This window comes from Marinobacter salexigens (genome assembly GCF_018860765.1).
In the GTDB taxonomy this organism is placed as follows: domain Bacteria; phylum Pseudomonadota; class Gammaproteobacteria; order Pseudomonadales; family Oleiphilaceae; genus Marinobacter; species Marinobacter salexigens_A.
Genome location: NZ_JAHKPV010000001.1, coordinates 525,579 through 549,106 on the forward strand (window position 1 = coordinate 525,579; position 23,528 = coordinate 549,106).

The 23,528-nt window shown below is 54.0% G+C and carries 23 protein-coding genes; 11 read left to right on the plus strand and 12 right to left on the minus strand.

Annotated elements, in window-relative coordinates; all coding sequences use genetic code 11:
- Nucleotides 1-8: 8 nt before the first annotated feature.
- A complete protein-coding gene (gene ctaD / locus KO508_RS02425; RefSeq protein WP_216006740.1) occupies nt 9-1,592 on the minus strand; it encodes a cytochrome c oxidase subunit I in 1,584 nt (527 codons plus the stop codon).
- Between the two features lie 57 nt (nt 1,593-1,649).
- On the minus strand, nt 1,650-2,774 hold the full coding sequence (gene coxB, locus KO508_RS02430; protein ID WP_216006741.1) for a cytochrome c oxidase subunit II: 1,125 nt from the start codon (nt 2,772-2,774) through the stop codon (nt 1,650-1,652).
- A 205-nt stretch (nt 2,775-2,979) separates the two neighbouring features.
- On the opposite strand from coxB, the gene KO508_RS02435 reads away from it, so the two are divergent.
- The 8 genes from KO508_RS02435 to KO508_RS02470 all read left to right on the plus strand — a co-directional run bounded on the left by KO508_RS02435 (nt 2,980) and on the right by KO508_RS02470 (nt 11,288).
- Nucleotides 2,980-4,308 carry an MATE family efflux transporter gene (locus KO508_RS02435; protein WP_216006742.1) on the plus strand — a complete coding sequence of 443 codons (1,329 nt, stop codon included), beginning with the start codon at nt 2,980-2,982 and terminating at the stop codon, nt 4,306-4,308.
- Nucleotides 4,309-4,506: 198 nt separating this feature from the next.
- Nucleotides 4,507-5,157, plus strand: a complete 651-nt coding sequence (locus KO508_RS02440; RefSeq protein ID WP_216006743.1) for a hypothetical protein — start codon at nt 4,507-4,509, stop codon at nt 5,155-5,157.
- 43 nt (nt 5,158-5,200) lie between these two features.
- Complete coding sequence (locus KO508_RS02445; protein ID WP_252737773.1) at nt 5,201-5,887, plus strand: methylamine utilization protein; 687 nt, start codon at nt 5,201-5,203, stop codon at nt 5,885-5,887.
- Nucleotides 5,887-8,244 carry a putative bifunctional diguanylate cyclase/phosphodiesterase gene (locus tag KO508_RS02450; protein WP_216006744.1) on the plus strand — a complete coding sequence of 786 codons (2,358 nt, stop codon included), beginning with the start codon at nt 5,887-5,889 and terminating at the stop codon, nt 8,242-8,244. The genes KO508_RS02445 and KO508_RS02450 overlap by 1 nt, the downstream gene beginning before the upstream one ends.
- Nucleotides 8,241-9,152, plus strand: a complete 912-nt coding sequence (locus KO508_RS02455; protein WP_216006745.1) for a DUF3034 family protein — start codon at nt 8,241-8,243, stop codon at nt 9,150-9,152. Before KO508_RS02450 ends, KO508_RS02455 begins: the two co-directional genes overlap by 4 nt.
- A gap of 2 nt (nt 9,153-9,154) precedes the next feature.
- Nucleotides 9,155-9,598 (plus strand): group I truncated hemoglobin, encoded by a 444-nt coding sequence (locus tag KO508_RS02460; RefSeq protein ID WP_216006746.1) that lies wholly within the window; start codon nt 9,155-9,157, stop codon nt 9,596-9,598.
- Between the two features lie 22 nt (nt 9,599-9,620).
- On the plus strand, nt 9,621-9,851 hold the full coding sequence (locus tag KO508_RS02465) for a DUF1653 domain-containing protein (protein ID WP_216006747.1): 231 nt from the start codon (nt 9,621-9,623) through the stop codon (nt 9,849-9,851).
- A gap of 114 nt (nt 9,852-9,965) precedes the next feature.
- Nucleotides 9,966-11,288, plus strand: a complete 1,323-nt coding sequence (locus KO508_RS02470) for a Na+/H+ antiporter family protein (RefSeq protein WP_216006748.1) — start codon at nt 9,966-9,968, stop codon at nt 11,286-11,288.
- A gap of 473 nt (nt 11,289-11,761) precedes the next feature.
- Here KO508_RS02470 and KO508_RS02475 read toward each other — a convergent pair whose 3' ends face one another.
- Nucleotides 11,762-12,013, minus strand: coding sequence for a YheV family putative zinc ribbon protein (locus tag KO508_RS02475; RefSeq protein ID WP_216006749.1), 252 nt, complete (start codon nt 12,011-12,013; stop codon nt 11,762-11,764).
- Between the two features lie 56 nt (nt 12,014-12,069).
- A complete protein-coding gene (gene prlC, locus KO508_RS02480; protein WP_216006750.1) occupies nt 12,070-14,115 on the minus strand; it encodes an oligopeptidase A in 2,046 nt (681 codons plus the stop codon).
- 301 nt (nt 14,116-14,416) lie between these two features.
- Between prlC and KO508_RS02485 the strand changes: the two genes are divergently transcribed.
- Entirely contained in the window at nt 14,417-14,953 is a 537-nt protein-coding gene (locus KO508_RS02485; protein ID WP_216006751.1) for a gamma carbonic anhydrase family protein, read from the plus strand.
- Here KO508_RS02485 and KO508_RS02490 read toward each other — a convergent pair.
- From KO508_RS02490 to KO508_RS02525, 8 genes are all read right to left on the minus strand, one after another.
- Nucleotides 14,950-15,261, minus strand: coding sequence for a PA4642 family protein (locus KO508_RS02490; RefSeq protein ID WP_216006752.1), 312 nt, complete (start codon nt 15,259-15,261; stop codon nt 14,950-14,952). The genes KO508_RS02485 and KO508_RS02490 overlap by 4 nt on opposite strands.
- A gap of 22 nt (nt 15,262-15,283) precedes the next feature.
- A complete protein-coding gene (locus KO508_RS02495) occupies nt 15,284-16,117 on the minus strand; it encodes a flagellar motor protein MotB (protein ID WP_216006753.1) in 834 nt (277 codons plus the stop codon).
- Between the two features lie 4 nt (nt 16,118-16,121).
- Nucleotides 16,122-16,895, minus strand: a complete 774-nt coding sequence (locus KO508_RS02500) for a MotA/TolQ/ExbB proton channel family protein (RefSeq protein ID WP_216006754.1) — start codon at nt 16,893-16,895, stop codon at nt 16,122-16,124.
- An 81-nt stretch (nt 16,896-16,976) separates the two neighbouring features.
- Nucleotides 16,977-17,804, minus strand: coding sequence for a shikimate dehydrogenase (gene aroE, locus KO508_RS02505; protein ID WP_216006755.1), 828 nt, complete (start codon nt 17,802-17,804; stop codon nt 16,977-16,979).
- Between the two features lie 12 nt (nt 17,805-17,816).
- Nucleotides 17,817-18,743 carry an oxygen-dependent coproporphyrinogen oxidase gene (hemF, locus tag KO508_RS02510; RefSeq protein WP_216006756.1) on the minus strand — a complete coding sequence of 309 codons (927 nt, stop codon included), beginning with the start codon at nt 18,741-18,743 and terminating at the stop codon, nt 17,817-17,819.
- Nucleotides 18,744-18,751: 8 nt separating this feature from the next.
- Nucleotides 18,752-19,324, minus strand: coding sequence for an L-threonylcarbamoyladenylate synthase (locus tag KO508_RS02515; RefSeq protein ID WP_216006757.1), 573 nt, complete (start codon nt 19,322-19,324; stop codon nt 18,752-18,754).
- A gap of 44 nt (nt 19,325-19,368) precedes the next feature.
- Nucleotides 19,369-20,490 carry a DNA-processing protein DprA gene (gene dprA, locus KO508_RS02520; protein WP_216006758.1) on the minus strand — a complete coding sequence of 374 codons (1,122 nt, stop codon included), beginning with the start codon at nt 20,488-20,490 and terminating at the stop codon, nt 19,369-19,371.
- 67 nt (nt 20,491-20,557) lie between these two features.
- Nucleotides 20,558-21,577: a LysM peptidoglycan-binding domain-containing protein gene (locus KO508_RS02525; protein ID WP_216006759.1), complete on the minus strand. Its 1,020-nt coding sequence runs from the start codon at nt 21,575-21,577 to the stop codon at nt 20,558-20,560.
- A 409-nt stretch (nt 21,578-21,986) separates the two neighbouring features.
- On the opposite strand from KO508_RS02525, the gene def reads away from it, so the two are divergent.
- Nucleotides 21,987-22,490, plus strand: coding sequence for a peptide deformylase (def, locus tag KO508_RS02530; RefSeq protein WP_216006760.1), 504 nt, complete (start codon nt 21,987-21,989; stop codon nt 22,488-22,490).
- A 102-nt stretch (nt 22,491-22,592) separates the two neighbouring features.
- Nucleotides 22,593-23,528 carry a methionyl-tRNA formyltransferase gene (gene fmt, locus KO508_RS02535; protein WP_216006761.1) on the plus strand — a complete coding sequence of 312 codons (936 nt, stop codon included), beginning with the start codon at nt 22,593-22,595 and terminating at the stop codon, nt 23,526-23,528.

Below are 23,528 nucleotides of genomic sequence, written 5' to 3' on the forward strand. Positions count from 1 at the left end.
GCCTACCTCTATTTCACTTCCGGTGGCGTAGAAAACGTGTGGTAAGGCGCAGGTGACGGCACGGTCCACTCTAACCCTTCTGCACCGTCCCAAGGTTTTGCAGCCGCTTTTTCGCCGCCTTTCACACACTTCACCACAATTAGAAGGAACAACAATTGGGTCGCGCCGAACATAAAGGCACCGACGCTCGACACCATGTTGAAATCGGCAAACTGCAAGGCGTAATCCGGAATCCGGCGCGGCATTCCTGCCAGCCCCAAAAAGTGCATGGGGAAGAAGGCCAAGTTCATACCCACAAACGATAGCCAGAAATGGGTTTTGGCTAAGGTTTCGTCATACATATTGCCAGTCCACTTAGGCAGCCAGAAGTACGCCGACGCGAAGATGCCGAATATGGCTCCAGGCACCAGCACATAGTGGAAGTGGGCCACTACAAAGTAAGTGTCGTGGTATTGGAAGTCCGCCGGTGCAATCGCCAACATCAACCCGGAAAAGCCGCCGATGGTAAAGAGGATCACAAAGGCGATGGCAAACAGCATGGGGGCTTCAAACGTGAGTGAGCCCCGGAACATGGTAGCCACCCAATTGAACACCTTAACGCCCGTTGGTACCGCAATGAGCAAGGTGGCGTACATAAAGAACAGTTGCCCGGCCACCGGCACGCCTACGGTGAACATGTGGTGCGCCCATACCAAGAACGAAAGCAGAGCAATGGCACCCACCGCATACACCATTGAGGCATAACCAAACAGCTTCTTGCGAGAAAATGCAGGAATGATATGAGAGATCGCCCCGAAAGCCGGAAGGATCATGATATACACCTCGGGATGCCCGAAGAACCAGAACACGTGCTGGAACAGAACCGGATCGCCGCCACCGGCTGCATTAAAAAAGCTGGTGCCGAAGTTGATGTCCATCAGCATCATGGTGACCACGCCCGCTAGCACGGGCATGACCGCAATCAGCAAGAATGCCGTAATTAACCAAGTCCACACAAACATGGGCATTTTCATGAGCGTCATGCCCGGTGCCCGCATGTTGAGTACCGTAGCGATCACGTTAATCGCGCCCATGATCGACGACACACCCATAATGTGGATGGCGAAGATAAAGAAGGTTGTACTGGGTGGCCCATAGGTAGTGGAAAGCGGGGCATAGAAGGTCCAGCCAAAATTAGGCGCACCGCCCTCCATGAACAGAGTTGATACCAAAATCAGGAAGGCACAGGGCAGCAGCCAAAAGCTCCAGTTGTTCATTCGTGGCAGCGCCATATCCGGCGCGCCGATCATCAGCGGCACCATCCAGTTCGCCAAGCCAACAAACGCTGGCATAACTGCACCAAAGACCATAATCAGGCCATGCATGGTGGTCATTTGGTTAAAAAATTCCGGCTGAACAATTTGCAGCCCGGGCTGAAACAGCTCTGCCCGAATGACCATCGCCATGGTTCCGCCTAAGAGGAACATGGTGAAGCTGAATATCAGGTACATAGACCCGATGTCTTTGTGGTTCGTGGTCAGCAACCAGCGGCTGATGCCGCGAGCCGGGCCGTGATGATGATCTTGTGCGTGGGTACCTGCAACCGCACTCATGAAAACCCCCGTTACCGCCAATGTTTGTGGCTGGTGATATCTGTTATCTGGCGTTGATTACTGTTGGTTCTTGTAATCGAAGATTTCTTTTGGCGTGACCATGTCACCCATCTTGTTACCCCAAGCGTTGCGCTCGTAGGTAATGATGGCTGCAAGATCCGCTTCGTTCAGCTGTCCACCGAAGGCCTGCATGGCCGTACCGGACACGCCATTCACGACCACATCGATGTGCGCGGCCATATCGCCGGTCGCAATGGCACTGCCTTTCAGAGCGGGGAATGCCGGTGGAGCACCGCTGCCATCCGCCTGGTGACAGGCTGCGCAGGCGGTGGCGTAGGCCTTTTCGCCCCGCTCCATCAGCTCTTCCATGGTCCAGTCTTTCTGGGTCAACTCACGTTCTTTCTCGGCTGCCGCTTTCTGATCGGCAACCCAGGTGTTGTATTCATCTTCCGGCACGGCTTTCACTACCACCGGCATAAAGCCGTGGTCCTTGCCGCACAGCTCTGTGCACTGGCCGCGATAGGTGCCTGGCTTGTCTACCCGAGTCCAGGCTTCGTTGATGAAGCCTGGAATGGCGTCTTTCTTGACGCCAAAGTCCGGCACCCACCAGGAGTGGATAACGTCATTGGCCGTCAGCAAAAAGCGAACCTTCTTGCCCACCGGGATAATCATCGGGTTATCCACTTCCAGCAGGTAGTTTTCACCTTTGGTCTGCCGGTTATTGATTTGATCTTTCGGTGTCGTCAGGTTAGAGAAGTAACCAAAATCTTCGTTGATATACTCGTACTGCCATTTCCACTGATAACCGGTCACCTTGATGTCGACATCCGATTCAGTGGTGTCGTACATGTCGATCAGAGTTGTAGTGGCGGGAATTGCCATAACAATGAGAATGACAAGCGGAATGAGCGTCCAAAGAACCTCAACCAGCGTGTTTTCATGAAAGTTGGCAGGTTTTGCGCCCTGAGACTTGCGGTGGGCGAAGATAGACCAGAACATGATCCCGAATACCACGACGCCTATAACGACGCAGATCCAGAAGATGGTCATGTGAAGGTCAAATATATCGTTACTGGTACCGGTTACCCCGGGGGTCATGTTTACCGTCCAGTCCGCCATGGACAACGCGGGAAACGATAGACCGCCTAAAAGGGCACCTACCCGCTGAGCGTGCACGCGCATACTGTGTCTCCACAGAGTGTTATTCTTGTCGGATTTTGCGTAATCCCTCTACTCTTTACCGGCGCTCGCATTCGCCAGAAAATCGCAGAGTGAAAGCCTGCTTATTGGATACATCACAATCGAGTATAGACACAGATCAAAAAAAGACTAAAAACCAGTTAAACCCAAAAAGACTAAGGGCGCTCCTTTAAGAAGCAGATCGAATATGACAATGAAGATGTCGGTAACAGATCGCCGTTTATGGGCATTAGCATGGCCGTTGATGCTCACCAACCTCACCGTTCCGCTATTGGGTTTGGTGGATACGGCTGTGTTGGGGCATCTGGAAAGCCCCGAGTATCTAGGCGCCGTGGCGGTTGGCGCTAACCTGTTCAGCATTCTGTACTGGACGTTCGGCTTCATGCGCATGGGCACAACCGGGCTCGCGGCTCAGGCCTGGGGCAAGCGCGACAGCTTCAGTCAGGTGGCACTGCTTCTTCGCTCGGTCATGTTAGCTGTGGGCATTGGCCTGCTGCTGATCCTATGCCATCAGCCGCTGATTCGAATCGGGCTGGAACTCATGAATCCCAGCCCGGGCGTAACCGAGCTTGCTGCTGAGTATGCGGCTATAAGGATCTGGAGCGCTCCAGCGGTGCTGTGCCAGTACACGCTTGTAGGCTGGTTGATTGGTACCCAGTTCGCCCGTGGGCCCATGATCATGCTGATCGTGGCCAACGGCCTGAACATCGTGCTGGACGTGTTCTTCGTAACGGTGCTGGGTTGGAATAGCCGAGGCGTGGCCATTGCCACGGTAATCGCCGAGTACGGTGCCGCTATCATCGGTTTTATGATCGTGTTGCAACGCATGCCTGATGGACAAAAGCTCACCAGAGCATTGTTCGGAACTCTCGCAGACTATCTGGCCATCCTCCAAGTGAACCGTTACATCATGGTTCGCACTATTGCTCTGCTACTGGTGTTGGCGTTTTTTACTGCTCAAGGGGCTCGTCAGGGCGATACCATTTTGGCGGCCAACGCAGTGTTGATCACCTTCCTGCTGTTGATTTCCAACGCTTTGGACGGTTTCGCCAATGCGGCAGAAGCTTTGATTGGTGAGTCTGTGGGCAAAAACAGCAAAAAGCGCTTTCTGGTGGTGTTCCGCTGCGCTCTGCGCTGGTCTTTGTGGGGGGCTCTACTATTGACCATTCTATTCGTTGCCGGTGGCCGAGGCCTGATTGCACTGCTGACGGGCATTGAAGAGGTGCGAACAACCGCATTGCAATACTTGCCCTGGCTTTGGTTGCTGCCTTTCGTATCCGTATGGGGGTTCCTATTCGACGGCATATTTATCGGCGCTACCCGCACTCGGGAGATGCAAAACACCATGCTTTTCTCCGCCTTGGGGGTTTTCGCCCCTGTGTGGTGGTTAACCACAAGCTGGGGAAATCACGGGCTCTGGTTTTCCCTCATCTGCCTCATGTTGGCCCGTGCTGCGAGCATGGGTTGGTTATGCTGGTCATATACCCGTAACGATCGATGGTTCAGCAACCAATAGCCCAGAAGAGCAATCGTTAACAATATCTGACAGTCCAGTAATCGCAGCCCACGAAATCTCGTCTACACTTGTCAGAAAAGAAGGGCGCCTCACAGTGTTGAGTCGAAGCAACCCGCTGCTTAGCTGCCCAGTTACTTATTGTCCGTTACGGGAGGCGCCTTGCGACCTCAATTTGTTCAAACACCGGCATGTCCTCAAATGACTCCACAGGCAGTCCTAGAGATCATTGACCACGCGCGACGCAAGGAGGCACGCTCGGGAACCTTTCTGAGACAGCTGCATGAGAAGGCGGCGGCATTGCCCTCGGCTGTCACCATCGAGGGCTTTCAGCCAGCTTCTTGCTTGTTCCAGTTCGCCATAGAATATATAGAAATGGCGCCGCGGCTCATAGAATGTGTGGACGCCTGTGCAAGGGAGGCAGGGACAGCCAGATTGTTTGATCCGTTTGTAAAAGCGGCCATCGGTTACTTTACTGAGCCTTCGGCACTGCTTGTGCGTTATGATGGTTTGGACGGCCTGCTAATCCGCGCCTACCTTTGCCACCGCCTGATGGAAGACATGCACGAAAACAACCATTCTATCCGAACCGGCGGGCTGGTCGATATGGAAGCAACTCGTGCGAACCTGCTGGTTCACGAGCTGATTGGCGAACCCTTCGCAAACGAACTGGACAACTCCATCACCATAACAGTCCTGCAAATTGCCGGTACGCCGGATTACTATGAACTCAACCTGAACCCCTTCGTAGAACAAGTTAATAACGAAGCCTGGGACTGGATGCGGCGATACTGGGAAAACCTTCTGGTCCGTAATCACATCCGCTTTTCTCTGGGCTCCGGTTTGGCCTGATTCGGCTAGGGGCGGTGGAGTTTAGAGGGTGGAGCGCTGCGCAATGAATAGGCTCATATTCGTCATGAAGGTAAAAACGCTTTGTTTGCTGGCCGCTAGCCTGCTATCGACCCCGTTAATCGCGGAACAGCTTAGAGTGCGTGTTCAGCTTTCAGGCGGCGCAGGCCCGGTGACCGGTGCAGTGGTATACCTGAATGATGGGAGCCACGCAGCGCCTATACGTGCAGAAGTGATTCAAAAAGACCGCATGTTTCACCCCCATGTTTTAATTCTGCCCACTGGCTCCAGCGTCGATTTTCCCAATCAAGACAATACTCAACACCACGTATATTCATTTTCGCCAGCGAAAACTTTTAACCTCGAACTCTATGCAGGCAAACCTGAGGCACCCGTGCTCTTTGACCAGTCAGGCATTGTCGAGCTAGGCTGTAATATTCACGACCATATGCAGGCGTTTATTGTAGTGGCAGATACCCGCGCCATCGGACAAACCGATGAACAGGGAGAGCTCACGATTGCACTGGATTTCGGTGAAGCCCCGAAACCGGACTCTCTAAGCTTGAATATCTGGCATCCCCGCTTACCAAACAACACAAAACCCATTTCCCGAGAAATAAGTTCCGCCAGTCTGGAAAATGCTCCGGTGCACACCGTGAGCATTGAGCTCGACCCTGAGCCTAGGCACGAACACCCTCTGGACCACCTCCAGAAACGCTTTCAGGAACTTTGATGGAGCGCACAGCGAACCGCATCGGTTTTCGCGGTCGTCTTGTCACGGCCATGGTTGCGCTGGTTGCTTTAGTGAGCCTGTTAATTGGCGCACTATTGATGGTGTACCTGTTTGAGGACGAGAAGCGCCGGGCACTGGAACAACTCAGCATCGCTGAACGCCTAACAAACGAAGTCATCGAGCGCCGCACAGATCTAGAGCTCTCCCGACTAAGCGTGGTTGTGCGGGATTTCGGCTTCCGCTCTGCCATCGCAAGCCGCGATCCGGCCACACTTAGTAGCGCGTTGGAAAACCACAGTGGGCGTGCGGGGGCAGATTTTGCATTACTGCTGGGCCAACAAGGCGAACTTCTGGCATCCACTCTGGCCAAAGCCCTACCCGACATTACCTCCGCGCAGTTGTCCAATGCCCGCAGAGATGGGTCTGACCGCTCACTGCTTACCATCGACCAACGTGGCTATGAGGTGCTAGTGGTTCCGGTAGAAGCACCCGGATTGCGGGCATGGCTGGTAGCTGGCTTTGAATTGGATCAGGAGTTGGCCGACATTATCGCCAGGCTCAGTGGCAGCTCCGTTATTTTCCGCACAAGCACCGGCGCTTCGGGTGGTTTTACCAGCTTTGCAGCGTCAACAGACATCGACAGGGCGGAGGAACCCGCACTTATCAGCTCTGCCGGTGGCGGCCATTTTATTGAAAGCGCCCGCTACTTCACTCGTAGGCTCAACCTTGGCGCCTCTGGGCAAGGCGTCTTCGAAGCGATTCTGATGATCAGCCGCGAGGCCAGTCTACAGAACTACTACACACGCGCTCTGGAAATAGCCCTATTTGTTGCCGTGATCATGATACTTGCAACACTGCTGGCATTGCTCATTGCAAGACATCTCGGCAAACCAGTACTGCAGCTTGCAGACTACGCGCGTGCCGTCGGCCAAGGGCTAAACCCCCAAGCGCCCAGTATCCGCACCGGGGGTGAACTCCTGCAACTCCGGGATACCCTACGAGATACCTTGGCCCAACTCACTCGGCGCGAGGCAGAAATTCGCTATGCCGCAACCCACGATGAGGTAACCGGGTTGGGTAACCGAAACGCACTGATGCACACGGCGAATGAGAGCTTTAGGTCAGGAGACCCTTGCAGCCTGATCGGGCTGCGCGTGAGCGATCTTTCCAACATCAACGATACTCTCGGTATTGAGTTTGGCGACAAGGTACTACTTGCTCTTTCGCATCGGCTGCGTGATGAACTACCCGACGCTCTCCACATAGCACGAACCGGCGGCGGCGAGTTTCTGGCATTACTCCCGGCGTGCAGTTTGGAAACTTTGGATCAGCAGGCGAAGAGCTTGCATGCCAGCGTCGAATCACCGCTAAGTATCGACCGTACGCCGTTTTCATTGCGTGCCACTTTGATATCCATGCAACTGCCCGCCGATGCCTCAAATACCAATGAACTGAGACGGCGGGTGAACCTAACGTTCGAACAGGCTTTTCAGCAGCGCCTCACCATCACATGTTACGAACCCGGGCGTGACGAGAACCACCTGCGGGAGCTCAAACTGATCTCCGACCTTCACAGCGCCATCCGCAACAGTGGCTTGCATATGAATTATCAGCCTAAACTGGACAGCTACAGCGGACAGTTGCTTCAAGTGGAAGCTCTGGTGCGCTGGATGCACCCTGAGCTGGGCTTTATCTCACCGGAGGAGTTCATCTTTCTGGCGGAACAATCCGGGCAAATCCACGACCTAACAGACCACATACTGCAGCGTGTTGCTGGTGATGCCCGCGCTTGGTTCCGGGCAGGCCTGGATGCAGGCGTGGCGATCAATCTTTCCGCAATGGACTTAACCAGCCCCGGGCTGGCCGAACGCGTCGCCAGAACTTTTGAAGACTGGCACCACAATATGGACCGTATCACTCTGGAAGTCACCGAGGGTGCCTTGATGGAAGACCCCGCAGAAGCCATGGCTACCTTGAATCGCCTGCGGGACCTTGGCGTTACGCTTTCAGTTGACGACTTTGGTACCGGTTATTCCTCGCTGTCGCAGCTACGTATGCTGCCGGTTCAAGAGCTGAAAATCGATAAATCCTTTGTGTTAAACCTGAACACAGAGCCTCAGGATCAACTGATTGTAAAATCCACCATCGACATGGCTCACGGCCTTGGGCTAAAAGTTGTCGCAGAAGGCATCGAGAATCTCGAGACCTGGAAGCTGCTGCAAACCTGGGGCTGCAATGTGGGTCAGGGTTTTTACCTCAGCCGCCCGGTGTCAGCAGCAGATCTTGCACAGACATCGGCCACCATTAAAGAGCGTCAGCAGGAGCTGGCCGACATTTCGCCGGAGCCTTTGTCATGACCCCCTTTGCCGCAGGATTCATCAACACACTGGTGACAGGGAGGTTTATCCTTCTGCTAACACTGGGAATTCTCTCGGCGCCTGCCGCCATGGCCGATATCGGCAGCCGTATCTGGGCCACCGGGGGCGTAACCAACATAGAGGGCAGTGCGGGCGGAGGTCTGGTGCCCTGGGCCATGCTTGGCAGTTACGCCAGTGATGAAGAGTGGGGCGGCACGCTTGCCCTCAGCCGCGCCGAGGTGGATGACTACTCTCTCTCGGTTACCGGTGCTGGCTTGAACTGGAATAACCGGGTTGAGGTAACCATTGCGCACCAAACACTGGACCTCGATAGCTTAGTGTTCACACTCAAAAACGGTTTTGGGTTAGAACAAGATGAACTCAATCAGGATATTTTTGGTGTAAAAGTAAGACTGGCTGGTGACGTTCTCTACAGCCCTTGGGGGCAGTGGTCTGCAGGCATTCAACACAAGCGGCAACGGGATTTCACCGTGCCAAACGCGATAGGCGCCCGGGATGACAGTGGCACAGATGTGTACCTTTCCGGCTCCAAAGTGCTTTTTGCCGCTGTGTTTGGCCGCAACCTTTTGGTAAACGCGACAGTGCGTGGCACCCGCGCCAATCAAGGCGGGTTGTTAGGTTTTGGCGGTGATTTGAACAACGGATACGAGGTGATGTCGGAAGCCGGTGCTGGCGTTTTCGTTAACCGACAATGGCTGCTAGGTGCCGAGTACCGGCAAAAACCGGACAACCTGAGTTTTGCCCGGGAAGACGACTGGTGGGATGTATTCATTGCTTGGGTGCCAGATCGCCGGTTGGCGGTAACGGCTGCATTCGTGAATCTGGGCGACATTGCCACTCTAGAAGACCAGCAAGGTGTTTACCTGTCTCTACAGGGGAGTTTCTGAGTATGAGCAACACAAAGACGCTCATCGTCACACTTTTGATCACAGCAGGGCTTGTCCTAAATGGCTGCCAAAGCTTTCACGGTGAACCTGACAACAACCTGTACCAACAGCTCGGTGAACGATCTGGAATTGCAGATGTGGTAGAAGACCTTCTTTACCTGATTGTTGCCGACGAGCGTATTAATCATCAGTTTAAGGGTATGAATGTTGCTCAGTTCCACCGCAACCTTACCGATCAATTGTGCGAGCTCAGTGGCGGCCCATGTACTTACTCAGGGCGCGAGATGCGTGAACTACACGCAGATATGGGAATTACAACTACGCAGTTTAATGCGCTGGCAGAAAACCTTATTCTGGCTATGGAAAAACATCAGATATCAACCGCAGCTCAGAATCGACTCATTAAACGACTGCTGCCAACCTACCCAGATATCCGACACCTTTAACACTACAAGGCCACAGCACAGCATGACTGAAAAAAAGATCGATCTCCGACCCGGCCGCTACCGGCACTATAAAGGTAGAGATTACGAAGTAATCGACATTGCCCGACACAGCGAGACCGAAGAGAAACTGGTGGTTTACCGCTGCCTATATGGCGATTACAGCCTGTGGGTGCGCCCTCTTAGCATGTTCCGGGAAACGGTAAACGTGGCAGGCGAGCAGGTTCCACGTTTTGCACGAATTGATAAGGACTGACCGTTACACAAGTCCTTTGACTCAGCCATCCAATTGCTGCACATTACCGCGTTTTCATAATGCCTACCTTCCAAGAAGGTCGATTAACCCACCACGCGTACTCGGAGTTTTCCCATGAATGCCGTTGTTGCTGCGGTGCTGATCATGCTCGTGCTGAGCTTGGCCCGCATCCACGTTGTTGTTGCCCTTATCGTAGGCGCCGTTTCCGGTGGCCTAATCGCCGGACTGTCCCTTGAAGCTACCATCGAAGCCTTTAACAACGGCCTCGGCGGCGGGGCTACCGTCGCTCTTTCCTATGCAACCCTGGGTGCTTTCGCCGTTGCCATCGGTAAATCCGGCCTTGCCCATGCGCTGGCAGATAAAACGCTCACTATGGTCGGCCAGCAAGAAAACAGTGCAGCCGCCAAAAGTGTCCGCTACATGATCATCGGGGTGCTGATCCTGATTGCTCTGTCATCCCAGAACATACTGCCGATTCACATCGCGTTTATCCCGCTGGTCGTCCCACCCATGCTGTACGTGATGGCTAAACTGAAGATGGATCGCCGGCTCGTAGCCTGTGCGCTCACCTTCGGTTTGATCACCCCCTATATGTTCCTACCCATCGGCTTCGGCGGTATTTACCTGAACGACATCCTAATGGCTAAAATCAGCACCAACGGTGGTGAAACAGAAGGCCTAAGCGTAATGCACGCCATGGCCCTGCCTGCTTTGGGTATGCTCTGTGGCCTGCTGATTGCCGTATTCTTCACCTACCGTGGCGAACGTGAATACGATTTAGAAGCCATTACCCGCACTGAGCGAGTAAATGTATCTTATAGCTCCGGCACTTTGATCATGGCGGTTATCGCTATTGTGGTCGCCTTCGTGGTTCAGCTCTGGCTGGGCTCCATGATTCTTGGCGCTCTGGCGGGCTTCCTGCTGTTCAATCTTTCTGGCGTAGTGAAGTGGAAAGAAGCAGACGACCTATTTACCGAAGGCATGAAGATGCTCGCCATGATCGGCTTCATCATGATCGCCGCTTCGGGTTTTGCGGAAGTGATGCGTGAAACCGGCGAAATCGCCACGCTGGTGCAAAGCTCTGTAGACGTAATCGGCAACAACAAACCCATGGCTGCGCTGCTGATGCTATTGGTCGGCTTGATGATCACCATGGGCATTGGCTCATCCTTTTCCACCATCCCCATCATCGCGGCCCTCTACGTGCCTCTGGCGCTGGAAATGGGTTTCAGCTCTCTGGCTATCGTTGCTTTGGTCGGTACCGCTGGCGCTCTAGGTGATGCGGGCTCCCCCGCCTCTGACTCCACCCTCGGCCCCACCGCTGGCCTGAACGTAGACGGCCAACACAACCACATATGGGATTCTGTAGTGCCTACGTTCCTGCACTACAACCTGCCGTTGCTTGGCTTTGGGTGGTTGGCGGCTATGGTTCTCTGACTTCGACTTTGGAGTTGGCCTTCTTTTCGTAGCCTGCCGGTTTTGGGGGCTACGAGGTCACGGTGGGTTTTTTCTTCTGGAAAAAAGGAACTCGCTTCGCTCAGACATCTTTTTTCCGCCAGAAAAGACCCACCGCACCCTCTAGGCACACAGAATAGTTATCGCTAGAGAAAGAATGGAAAGGGGAAAACGTTCCTGCAACATTTTCAATGCTGCCAACACCGGATACGCGAAACCATAATCTGGAATTTGAAATCTAGAATCTGAAATACGGAATCCAAACCGTGCTGAACGGTCCAAACATCTTTATCTTTTAAACCGATCTATCCTCGCAGTAACAACAAGAGGACGTGGGGAGATGTTTTTCTGCCGGGAAAAAGATGTCTGAGCGAAGCGAGTTGTTTTTCCCAGAAGAAAAATATATCGCCGCGGCCTCGAACACCTCCAAACCAGCAGGCTACACCCAACAATCTCTAGTCCTCAGACCCAGCCTTAAAAAAAACAACCTGCTTAACCGTATGATCGTCGGTGTTCTCACGCTGATTAACCCGAGTTTCGAGCTCAGGATTGGCCGGCACCTCCGTATCCGACATAGCATCGGTAAAACCGCAAGCTACACACTCACGAATCTGCTCGTCGTTGTCGTCGGTGAACATCATGATCTTGTCCATCTCCGCACAGCGGGGACAAACCGCACCGGCTATAAAACGCTTTGGGGTCGCCATAACGTAACTCCAGATTAAAGCCTCCGGTGGCTGTAGAACCACCGGAGGGGATTGGATCAGGCCGCTTCGTCTGTGATGCCAGTCTGCTTCAACAAGGCATCCACCTGCGGCTCGCGGCCTCGGAAGGCTTTGAATAGTTCCATTGGCTCCTGAGACCCGCCTTTCTCCAGAATGTTCTGCAAGAACGCCCGGCCGGTTTCCTGATCAAAGATGCCGTTTTCCTCAAACAACGAGAAAGCATCTGCAGCCAGCACTTCCGCCCATTTGTAGCTGTAATAACCCGCAGCGTATCCGCCAGCGAAGATGTGGGAGAAGGCGTTCGGAAAACGGTTGAATTCCGGTCCTTCCACTACCGCTATCTCCTCACGCACTTTGCGGTGCATGTGCAGCGGATTGGTAGGCGCTTCTTCGGTGAACTCCGCATGGAGGCGGAAATCGAACAAGGAGAACTCCAACTGTCTCACCATAGCCATGCCTGACTGGAAGTTCTTGGCCGCCAGCAGTTTCTGCAACAGATCTTCCGGTAAGGGCTCCCCAGTTTCGTGGTGGCTGGCAATCAACGCTAAAGAATCTGGGCTCCAGCACCAGTTTTCCAGAAACTGACTGGGCAGCTCTACCGCATCCCAGGCGACGCCGTTGATGCCGGACACGTCCATGACTTCCACCTGAGTGAGCATGTGGTGCAGGCCGTGGCCGAATTCGTGGAACAGGGTGGTTACTTCGTCGTGGGTGAGCAACGACGGTTTGCCATTCACCGGTGGCGTGAAGTTGCACGTAAGGAAAGCCACTGGCAGTTGCAGTGTGCCACGCTGGTCGCGCCAGCGTACCCGACAATCGGCCATCCAGGCACCACCACGCTTGCCTTGACGGGCGAACAGGTCGAAGTAGAACCAGGCAATGGGCTCGCCGTTACGGCAGATGCAGTAGGCGGTGACGTCTTCGTGCCAGGTTTCTACATCTGGTTTGGCTTCAATCTGTATATCAAACAGCTTCTCAGCAACCCGGAACAAGCCAGGCACTACTTTATCCACAGGGAACCAGGGACGGAGTGTTTCGGGGGAGATGTCATAGCGCTGCTGGCGAAGCTTTTCGCTGTAGTAGCCAACGTCCCAGGCCTTCAGGTCATCCAGACCATGCTCGTTTTTGGCGAAGGCTTTGAGTTCAGCGTAGTCTTTTTCGGCAACCGGCTTGGACTTGGCGGCCAGTTCGTTAAGAAAGCCCAGAACTTCGCCGGTATCCCGGGCCATTTTCTTGGCCAGTGAGCGTTCGGCATAGTTGTTGAAGCCCAGCAGCTTGGCCAGCGCGTGGCGGCGCTTGAGGATTTCGGCCATTACCTGAGTGTTGTCCCAGTTTCCAGCGCCTGGCCCTACGTCTGAAGCGCGGGTAACAAAGGCTTCGTAGACTTCGTGGCGCAGCTCACGGTTATCGCAATAGGTCATCACCGGAAAGAAGCTGGGGAAATCCAGAGTAATTACATAGCCATCCAGTTCTTTCTGGCTGGCCGCCTGCTTTGCGCCTTCGAGCGCGGATTCCGGAATACCCGACAGTTCTTCCACATCGGTGATGTGTTTAAACCAGTTTTGGGTGGCATCCAGGACATTGTCGCTGAAGCGGTTGGTGAGTTCCGACAGCTCACGGGAAAGGTCCGCATACTGCTTTTTCTGGTCGTCGGGCAGGTCGACGCCGCCAAGGTGGAAGTCGCGCAGGGTGTTATCCACAGCTTTGCGTTGGGCTTCGCTCAGTTCCCTGAAGTCATCCCGGGCGGCGAGCTTTTTGTAGGCTTCACACAAGGCTGAGTTCTGACTGACTTCGGTGCTGTACTCGGTGAGCTTTTCCAAGCAATTCTTGTAGACCTTGCGCAAGTCGTCGTTGTTCATCACGCTGTTTAGGTGTGAGATGACGGACCAGGCGTTGCTCAGTTTGTTCTCAAGCGATTGCATGGGCTGAACCAGTGTGTCCCAGGTGGGGTCTTCATTCTGGGCCAGGCTGGCGATCTTCATGCGGTTTTCGCTGAGAATCTGGTCGATAGCCGTTTCCATGTGTTCGGTTCTCACATGGTCAAACCTCGGCAGCAAATCATCAGTCAGTAACGGATTGTTCATGGATCCCCTTCTCAGCAACGAGTTGGTAAAGTAGCGTGACATAGGCAACGCAATACTGTTGGTCCCGGGAGTGGAGTCCGGAGGAAGGGCCTTCCCAAAACCGTACGGAGCCATGGGTAAAGTGCAAAGCACTTCACGGGCAAGCCATGGACGGCTTGCCCAGGACCTTTGGCGTGACGCAGGAGCGTTAGCGCCAAAGGGCGGAGCCGAGCCTACATGGAGTATTTACGGCGTGTTTTGGAAAGGCCCTTCCTCCGAGCGACCCAGACTCGGGGAATAATCTCATCTACGAGTATATGTAATGACGAATATACGTTCTCACAAGGGTATCACGCCAAATTTAGGGGAGCGCACTTTGGTGGACCCCAGTGCGGTAGTGATCGGCGATGTTAAAACCGGAAACGATTGCTCCATCTGGCCGATGACCGTGGTGCGAGGTGATATGCACAGGATCCGCATTGGCGACCGTTGCAGTATTCAGGACGGCTCGGTGCTTCACATCACCCATGCCAGTGATTTTAACCCGGGTGGCCATCCGCTTACGCTGGGCGACGATGTGACCGTCGGGCACAAGGCTTTGCTGCATGGCTGCACCATTGGTAGCCGTGTGCTGGTGGGCATGGGCTGCATCATTATGGATGGCGCAGTGGTGGAGGATGAGGTGATTGTCGCAGCGGGCTGTTTGGTGCCGCCGGGTAAAACACTGGAATCCGGGCACCTTTATGTTGGCTCGCCGTGCAAGAAGGCGCGGGCTTTGACCGATAAGGAGCGCACGTTTTTTGCGTACACGGCGGCCAACTATGTGAAACTCAAGGATGAGTATCTGGCCGAGGCTTAGTGCTCAGTCGCTGCGGTCTTTTTCGCACCCGCCTGTTCCAGCGCCCGGGCGTAGTCTGCGCCTTTGCGGTGCTGGGATACGTGATCCAGAAAGGTCTCACCGGCCTCGTCAATGGCGTTTAGATCACCACCGGCTTCTACGAAGAAACCCACAAAGCGTTCAAAATCCTCTGCTCTCATGGCTCTGTATGCGTTCAGCAGGGCCGTGTAGTCAGATCCTTCTTCTTTGGGGTCGCTTGGCAGGTGGCTTTTTACGCGCTCGTCGCTCCACTCTTCATCAAGAACCTTGGGTTTATCAGGGCCGCTCATATTTTCTCTCCTATGTTTGTGCTCAAGGCCGGATTTCCACGGGCAAATCGCTGGTTGAGACGGATTCGTCACACTTGGGATCACGTATGGCAATTTCTACCCGGCGGTTCAATGCACGGTTTTCAGCCGTATCATTCGGGGCAAGCGGGTTGGTTTCAGCACGGCCAGCGGCGACAACTCGCTCGGCGGGTACCTGCCGGCTCAAAACCAATTCGTGTACCACAGAGACTGCACGGGCAGCAGAAAGGTCCCAATTGGAACGGTAACGGCTACTGGATATAGGCCTATCGTCGGTGTAGCCAGAAACCAATACATCTCCGGTGCACCCCGACAACACGCCAACCACTCGCTCAATAATGGGAATCATCTCCGGTTTTATTGCGGCCTCTCCAGATCGGAAGGCTGCTTCTTCCGAGAACCGGATAACCACTTTATTTTTATCGTAATTGACACTCAAAGCCCCGGACGCCACTTCGTTTTCCAGCTCGCGGATCATGTTGCTGGCTAGATCTATAACGCCACCGGAAATAACCGTGGTTGTGGAATCCGGCGCACGCTCGTCGATAAATTCAGGTTCTCGGGTTTGGGACTCTGTGGGCTCTGGCAGTGATACGGTATCCGATTCCACCAGAGTAATCGGCGAGCCGCCTATGTCGTCACTCAACACATTGGCAGAACCGAACGCCACGGACATGGAATTGGCCATGGCTTTGTATTTTTCGATATCCATTTCCGCAAACGACAGCAGCAGAATAAAAAACGTTAACAGCAGCGTGGCAAGATCGGCAAAAGTAACAATCCACGCAGGTGTTTGGTTTTTCTGCCGAGGCTTTCTGGCGTTCCGGATAGTTTGCAAAACCTCAGACCTCCCGCTCCGGTGCCAGCCCTTTGCGGTGCTCCGGCGTCACAAATGACGATAGCATTTCGGTCATCACTCTTGGGTTCTCGCCACGCATGATGTTACGCATGGAGGTGATGATCAAAATTTGATTGCGGCTTTCATCTTCCGCCTTGAGCTGAAGCTTGTCCGCCAGTGGCAGAGCAATCAGTTGAGCGATGAAAGCGCCGTATAGCGTTGTAAGCAAAGCCACGGCCATAGCTGGGCCGATGGATGAGGGGTCATCCAACGAATTGAGCATTTGCACCAACCCTACCAAAGTACCCAGCATACCTATAGCTGGCGCGGATTCACCAATGCCCCTAAATACCCGTTCCGCTACTTCGTAGCGTTCTGCCGTTTGCTGGGACTCTTGGGCCAGAGCCTCTTCCACCAGTTCAGGCGGGTGGCCATCCACACACAGGTTGATGGCTTTTTGCAGAAATTCATTTTTGGTGCTGTGGTTTTCTAGGCCCAAAATACCTTCTTTGCGTACGACCAGAGCCAGTGCACCTGCCTCGCGAATCAGTTCTGTTGGTCGTTCGACCTTATCGGTAAACGCCGCACTCATGGCTAAACGAAAAGCACTCATTACCGAGGACATGCGGAACTTTACGAGTGTGACCGCGAAGGTGCCACCCACAACAATTGCCAAACCCGGCAGATTTAGGAAGGTGAGAAGCGAGGCGTTTGCCAGCATCGCCAGAATCACAATCAAAATACCGGCAACAAGCCCTACTAGGGTGAAAATGTCCATGCACAGTCCTTAGCGGATAGCCCTTTTAGATAACCCTTACGGGGTGCTGTTTCTAAAACACGCCCGATGCGGTGCCGTCGATCAATCGTTGCGTAAGGCATCAATAACCGACGCGGTGTTTGGCTGAACGCCCCGCCACACACGGAAGGCTTCTGCAGCCTGTTCAATTAACATGCCCAAACCATCAAGTACACGAACGGCGCCATTATCCAGAGCCCACTGATTGAAGGTGGTTGTCTGCAAAGAATACATCATGTCGTAAACAACTGTGTCAGCGCCGATCACACTTGTGCGAAGTGGCGGCAGATCGCCCTGCAAGCTGGCGCTGGTGCCGTTGATAATGATATCGAACGGCTGATCTGGTGCTTCAAATCCGCACGCGCTCAGAGCTGTGGCATCGGCGTCGTCTGCAAACAGTGTAGTCAGCGCTTCGGCTTTGGCCACTGTACGGTTTGCGATAGTCAGGCTGACTGGATGTTGTTCAAGTATGGGCCCGAGCACACCACGCACGGCTCCGCCAGCACCCAGAATTAATACTCGTGCGCCATTGAGCTGCACGCCATGGTTGGCTGTGAGATCCTGCACCAGCCCTTTGCCGTCGGTATTGTCAGCGACCAGTTGGCCTTGATTGTCTTGAAACAGCGTATTGGAGGCACCCGCTTTTTCGGCTCTGGCTGTTCGGCTATCCGCCAGTGCCCATGCCTGCTCCTTGAAGGGCACAGTTACGTTCAGACCCTTTCCGCCAGCCTCAAAAAACTGTCGAACCGTCCCAACGAAATCTTCCAGAGGCGCTTGAATGGCTGTGTACTCAACCGGCTCACCGGTTTGCTTTGCAAACAGGCTGTGAATTCTAGGTGATTTACTGTGGTTTATCGGGTGACCAACCACCGCATATAACTCATTACTCATTAACAACCCCGTTTACGTCACGTCACCGGCCAGCCAATCGCGCCCGGTTAGAAAATACTCAGTCAGCCGTGCTTCTTCGCTGTCTGCTTCAGGTACCCGACTGTAATCCCAGCGCACCAATGGTGGTAGCGACATCAGTATGGACTCTGTACGCCCGCCAGACTGCAGGCCAAACAGGGTGCCCCTGTCGTAAACCAAATTGAATTCAACGTACCGCCCGCGCCGGTAGAGCTGAAAGTCCCGCTCGCGCTCACCGTAGGCATGATCCATACGGCGCCGAACAATCGGCTCATAAGCTTCAATATAGCTGTTACCTACGGATTGCATCAGCGCGAAGTCTTTTTCAAAATCCCCGGTGTTGTGATCATCAAAGAAAAGTCCGCCAACGCCCCGGGGTTCATCCCGATGCTTCAGATAAAAATAATCATCGCACCAGCCTTTGTAACGGGTATAGGTATCCTCACCAAACGGAGCGCAGGCGTCTTTCGCGGTTTTATGCCAGTGCACGCAGTCCTCATCAAACCCGTAGTAAGGGGTTAGATCATAGCCACCGCCAAACCAGTACACGGGTTCACCGTTCTCCGGCGTGGCGATAAAAAATCGTACGTTGGCGTGAGACGTAGGTACGTAAGGGTTATTCGGGTGAATGACGAGGGATACACCCATGGCTTGCCAAGGCGCACCGGCCAAATGGGGACGATGTGCGGTGGCAGACGCAGGCATGGTCGCGCCCATAACATGGGAAAAATTGACCCCACCTTTTTCAAAAATGCGGCCGTCGCTGATCACGCGGCTTACACCGCCACCGCCTTCGGGGCGATCCCAAGCGTCACGCACAAACTCTGCGCCATCTTCCAGAGCTTCTAATCGTTGGCATATCGCGTCTTGTAAGCCAAGCAGATACTCTTTAACCGCATTGCTATCCGGTTGCTGTGGCATGAATTCTCCTAACGAAGCTGTTTACCGCTGACAATATCAATAATACGGCTGGGTTTCTGGTTACCACCAAGGGCACCGGGCACAATCTGGTCAAGATGACCGTCAAAATAGCGACTAACCTGTGAGGCGTCACGGGCAGGCTCTAGTCCGGCCGGGTTGCAGGACGTAGAAACCAGAGGCATACCGGCGGCTTCACACAAGGCCTTAACCACCGAGTGCTCACTCACTCTTACCGCAATCGAGCTATGGCTACCGCGAACCCATTCAGGAATTTGCTTGTTTACGTCGGGCAACAAACAGGTCACAGGGCCGGGCCAATAGCCCAAAGCCTCCTTCTGAAGTTGCTCAGGCAAAGGATCGAGCAAAAATCGAATTTGTTCTACAGACGCAGCTACCAGAATCAGGCCTTTTTCAGCGGGCCGGTTTTTAAGCTCAAGAATGCGTGTAACCGCTTCAAGGTTCCAGGGATCACACCCCAGCCCCCACACAGCTTCGGTAGGGTAGGCGATAACGCCACCTTTCAAAATTGTGCTGCGGGCAACTTGTAACTGCTGATCATTTAAAGCATCGGGGGCAGTCATGATGATGTTGTCAGACCATAACGGAATTGATCATCACACTGGGTTCAGGCGATTTTCTGGAAGCCTCCGGGGACAGAGCTCACCAACCCTTCAAGTTCGAGAAGCAGAAGAGATTGGACAAGCTGGTCGGCCGGGAGACCGGTTGCCGAACACAGTGCATCGGTTGATTGGGGATCATACCCTAATGCCTCAAACACCGCGATTTCCCGGCTGTCCAGAGCGTCCGTTGGGCTGGCTGCTTTTTGCGTCTGGTGCCCGGCCGCCAGTGACCAAGCACAGCCAAGCTCTTCCAAAATGTCGTCTACTTGATCAACCAAGCGGGCGCCCTGTTTGATAAGGTGATGGCAGCCTCGCGCCACAGGGCTATGAATTGACCCGGGAATAGCAAACACCTCTCGCCCCTGTTCCAACGCAAGGCGGGCTGTAATCAGGGAGCCACTTTTGAGCCCTGCCTCAACGACCAATATGCCGCGGCTCAGGCCACTGATAATACGATTGCGCTGGGGAAAGTGGGCAGCTCTTGCAGGCGTGCCGGGCGGGTACTCAGAGACCATGAGTCCATTGGCGATAACACGCTCGCCAAGTCGGCGGTGCTGGTTGGGGTATATTCGGTCAAGCCCGCATCCAATAACGGCAATGGTTGCATGCCCGGCATCCAAGGCCCCAGCATGGGCCGCCCCATCAACTCCCAGAGCCAGACCGCTGGTGACCAGCAAGCCTCGTTCGCCAAGCTCGGCTGCAAAGCGGCGCGCGTGATCAAGCCCAGCAGGCGTGGCGTTGCGGCTGCCGATTATACCGATCTGCTCGCTACACAATAAACGTGCATCACCCCGGGTATACAACACCAAAGGGGCATCGTGGATGTGCCTCAGCGCCTCCGGATAACCAGCGCTTTGCCAAGTTACGATATCAATGCCATGCCGCTCACAGTCCAACAAAGCTTGCCGAGCCGTGGTTACCGCCGCATGGGTTTCATCACGCTTCTGCCATGCCAGAATTGCCGCTATTGCTTCAGCGTGCAAGCCCAGAGCACGGAGGGTGGCGGCGTTTTTTGTAAGAAGATCGGTAAGATCGGGAATTGTTGCGAGAAGAGCTCGCCGACGGGTACGCCCGAATTTAGGCAAACAGGTAAGAAAAAGCCACTGCGCAGAAAGGGAGGAAAGCACGACATCATCCTTGAAAACAACAAAGCCGGGCCTTCCTGGCCCGGCTTTTGATTAACCGGTTAAGAGACTATGGGTTAGTAACTTTGTCGCCCACAGACAACGGACGCGTTGCTTGCAGAACCAGCCCGTAGCTCATTTTTTCGTAAACCTGAAACACCATCAACAAACCGGCCCGCTCCGAGGGCAGCTCAACAGTTTCGTTGGTCACCGGGTCGCGAACGAAATTACCGCTTTTGAGAACGGCCATTACGTTGCCAGCCTCCAGTCCTTCGCGAGTACCACGGCTAATGGCGACCACATCGAATTGACCAATTTGAGTAACACCGCCATCCACTGACATCATCCTGCCCTCAACCTCCTGCTTCGGAGCGCTGGGTACAAAGCTGGTGGTCAGGCGGCGATCTTCGTTAACCAGCAAACGGTCACCAATACGCACTTCTTCGCTGGAGCGCGTGAGGTTTACGGTCAGAACATCGCCATCTTCGGAAGAAACGTTACCACGGGCAATGCTACGGGCCTCAAGACCAAGAAACTCACCGGTGTCCGGATCGCGGAACTCCTTGCTTCGACGGAACACACCCACTTTATCTGCGGGCTTCTCGCCACGGGCATAAATTCTGTCGCCAGCACCGGTCACAATACGACCGTCAGCCCCTTCAAGAACGTACGGCGCCTTATTGATCAATTCGGGGCTGACAATGCGGGTGTCGGTCAGGAAGCTGCTGATCGCATCAAGAGGAATAGCCGGGATGGGCGTCTCTATCCGCTCAGAGCGCACCTGCGGTGACAACTTCACCACACCGTTACTGTGCGCTACCTTGGTTACGCGGGGCTGGCCGTCAATATAAACCAGAGCAAGGCGATCACCCGGGTAGATTAAGTGTGGATTGGCAACCTGCGGATTTACGTGCCAAATTTCTGGCCAATACCACGGATCATTCAAAAACCGCCCTGATATATCCCAGAGGGTGTCACCCTTCACAACAGTGTAACGCTCAGGATGATCAGACCGCAGTTCGGGTGCAGCATGAGCCCAGGAGGTGAATAGCAGCGTAGTGGCTGCCAGAGCGTACAGCAGTTTCCTCATTGTCTAAGTCCTTGATCGCGTGCCTTGATTCTATGCATTCTGGTAAGGATGCAGCCAGTTTTCTGCAGCTTATTACGTTGTTATGCAACTTACTATAGAAGATGTCTCGCGAATTGTGATGTTATCTTTTGTTCTTCCAGTAAATTCTATGCCATTTACGAAAGGTTTTGGCTATTGCCTGATCAGTTTGTACTCAATCAACTATTTGTTGGATAATGTACTGCAAACAGGCAAGGCAGCGCCAATATTAGTGTGAGGGGAACAATTTGCGCTCTTTACTGTCGCATTTCAGAGATCGCTTTCACACAGTTACAAAAGGCAACGTTAAAATTTCGCCCAAGCCGTTAGTCATTCAGAATGTCAGCCAAAATTCCTGACGTTCGTCATACAGGCCAAAAGTACGAGCACTATGATACTAGATATTCTTGAATACCCGGATCCCCGTCTTCGCACTATTGCCAAGCCGGTAGACGAACTGACAGACGCCGACCGCACACTGATCGACGACATGTTCGAGACCATGTACGATGCGCCCGGCATTGGCTTGGCCGCCACACAGGTCAACGTGCACAAGCAAATCATTGTTATGGATTTGTCCGAGGACAAAAGCGAGCCACGGGTATTTATCAACCCGCAGGTTGAAGTCCTCGATGGTGAGCGCGAAGCCATGCAAGAAGGTTGTCTCTCGGTGCCCGGATTTTATGAGGACGTCGAGCGGGTGGAACACTGTATTATTCGCGCTCTGGACCGCGATGGGAAGCCGTTTGAACTCGAAGCTCGGGGCCTTTTGGCGGTGTGTATCCAACATGAGATGGACCACTTGAATGGCAAATTATTCGTGGATTACCTGAGCAACCTCAAGCGCAACCGTATTCGCAAGAAGCTTGAGAAACAGCACAAGCAGAGCGCGTAAACATTGCCTAGAAGGCGCGCGAAGAAATCACCGTCAGCTTAAAAGTATCGGACCGGGCAATGCCCGGTCTTTTCGTATTCAACGAAACAGAGACCCAACACCGTGCGACTCGTTTTTGCCGGCACCCCGGATTTCGCAGCCACCGCCCTCAGTGCTTTGCTAGGCACCCATCACACCCTTGTGGGCGTTTACTCTCAGCCAGACCGGCCAGCCGGTAGAGGGCGCAAGCTTCAGCCCAGCCCGGTCAAGCAAGTTGCGCTAGACAACGGAATCCCGGTATTCCAGCCGGAAAGCCTGAAAACCCCAGAAGCACAGCAAGAACTGGCCAACCTCCGACCGGATGTGATGATCGTTGCAGCCTATGGGTTGATTCTGCCAGAGGCTGTTTTGGCGATTCCCGTTCATGGTTGCCTCAACATTCACGCATCCCTTTTACCCCGTTGGCGCGGCGCGGCGCCCATCCAGCGCGCCATTGCCGCGGGCGACGAAAATACCGGTATAACCATCATGCAGATGGACAAGGGTTTGGATACCGGTGATATGTTGCTGAAATCCGCCACGGCCATTGAATCGAACGATACCGGCGGCAGCCTTCATGACCGACTTGCACAGATGGGTGGCCAAGCCATCCTCGAAGCTCTGGAACTGCTTGAAAAAGGTGAGCTTCAAGGCGAAGCGCAAAATAACGAGCAAGCATGCTATGCCCACAAACTGTCTAAAGAAGAAGGCCATATTGACTGGTCCCAAAGCGCACAAAACATAGAGCGCCTGATTCGCGCCTTCAACCCATGGCCCGGCACCTATACAGACTTTGAGCAGCAACGCCTGCGAATCCACGAGGCCATAGCCACCGATGAGCAGAGTCAAAATCCACCCGGCACCGTTATCAAACGGGAAAGAGAAGGTATTGATATCGCCTGTGGCACCGGTACTCTCCGCATTACGCGTTTACAACTATCAGGGTCTCGGGCCCAGAGCGTGAATGACTTGATCAACGGCGGCAAACAACTGCTGCTACCCGGACAGGAGCTGAACTAA

Coding starts and splice junctions, on each gene's coding strand:
- KO508_RS02490 (WP_216006752.1), bottom strand. CDS start 15,261: ATGAGCGGCCCTGATAAACCCAAGGTTCTTGATGAAGAGTGGAGCGAC.
- KO508_RS02485 (WP_216006751.1), top strand. CDS start 14,417: ATGACGAATATACGTTCTCACAAGGGTATCACGCCAAATTTAGGGGAG.
- KO508_RS02440 (WP_216006743.1), top strand. CDS start 4,507: ATGACTCCACAGGCAGTCCTAGAGATCATTGACCACGCGCGACGCAAG.
- aroE (WP_216006755.1), bottom strand. CDS start 17,804: ATGAGTAATGAGTTATATGCGGTGGTTGGTCACCCGATAAACCACAGT.
- KO508_RS02470 (WP_216006748.1), top strand. CDS start 9,966: ATGAATGCCGTTGTTGCTGCGGTGCTGATCATGCTCGTGCTGAGCTTG.
- KO508_RS02455 (WP_216006745.1), top strand. CDS start 8,241: ATGACCCCCTTTGCCGCAGGATTCATCAACACACTGGTGACAGGGAGG.
- KO508_RS02525 (WP_216006759.1), bottom strand. CDS start 21,577: ATGAGGAAACTGCTGTACGCTCTGGCAGCCACTACGCTGCTATTCACC.
- prlC (WP_216006750.1), bottom strand. CDS start 14,115: ATGAACAATCCGTTACTGACTGATGATTTGCTGCCGAGGTTTGACCAT.
- KO508_RS02460 (WP_216006746.1), top strand. CDS start 9,155: ATGAGCAACACAAAGACGCTCATCGTCACACTTTTGATCACAGCAGGG.
- KO508_RS02475 (WP_216006749.1), bottom strand. CDS start 12,013: ATGGCGACCCCAAAGCGTTTTATAGCCGGTGCGGTTTGTCCCCGCTGT.
- KO508_RS02515 (WP_216006757.1), bottom strand. CDS start 19,324: ATGACTGCCCCCGATGCTTTAAATGATCAGCAGTTACAAGTTGCCCGC.
- coxB (WP_216006741.1), bottom strand. CDS start 2,774: ATGCGCGTGCACGCTCAGCGGGTAGGTGCCCTTTTAGGCGGTCTATCG.
- ctaD (WP_216006740.1), bottom strand. CDS start 1,592: ATGAGTGCGGTTGCAGGTACCCACGCACAAGATCATCATCACGGCCCG.
- KO508_RS02445 (WP_252737773.1), top strand. CDS start 5,201: ATGAATAGGCTCATATTCGTCATGAAGGTAAAAACGCTTTGTTTGCTG.
- KO508_RS02465 (WP_216006747.1), top strand. CDS start 9,621: ATGACTGAAAAAAAGATCGATCTCCGACCCGGCCGCTACCGGCACTAT.
- def (WP_216006760.1), top strand. CDS start 21,987: ATGATACTAGATATTCTTGAATACCCGGATCCCCGTCTTCGCACTATT.
- KO508_RS02435 (WP_216006742.1), top strand. CDS start 2,980: ATGACAATGAAGATGTCGGTAACAGATCGCCGTTTATGGGCATTAGCA.
- hemF (WP_216006756.1), bottom strand. CDS start 18,743: ATGCCACAGCAACCGGATAGCAATGCGGTTAAAGAGTATCTGCTTGGC.
- KO508_RS02500 (WP_216006754.1), bottom strand. CDS start 16,895: ATGGACATTTTCACCCTAGTAGGGCTTGTTGCCGGTATTTTGATTGTG.
- KO508_RS02450 (WP_216006744.1), top strand. CDS start 5,887: ATGGAGCGCACAGCGAACCGCATCGGTTTTCGCGGTCGTCTTGTCACG.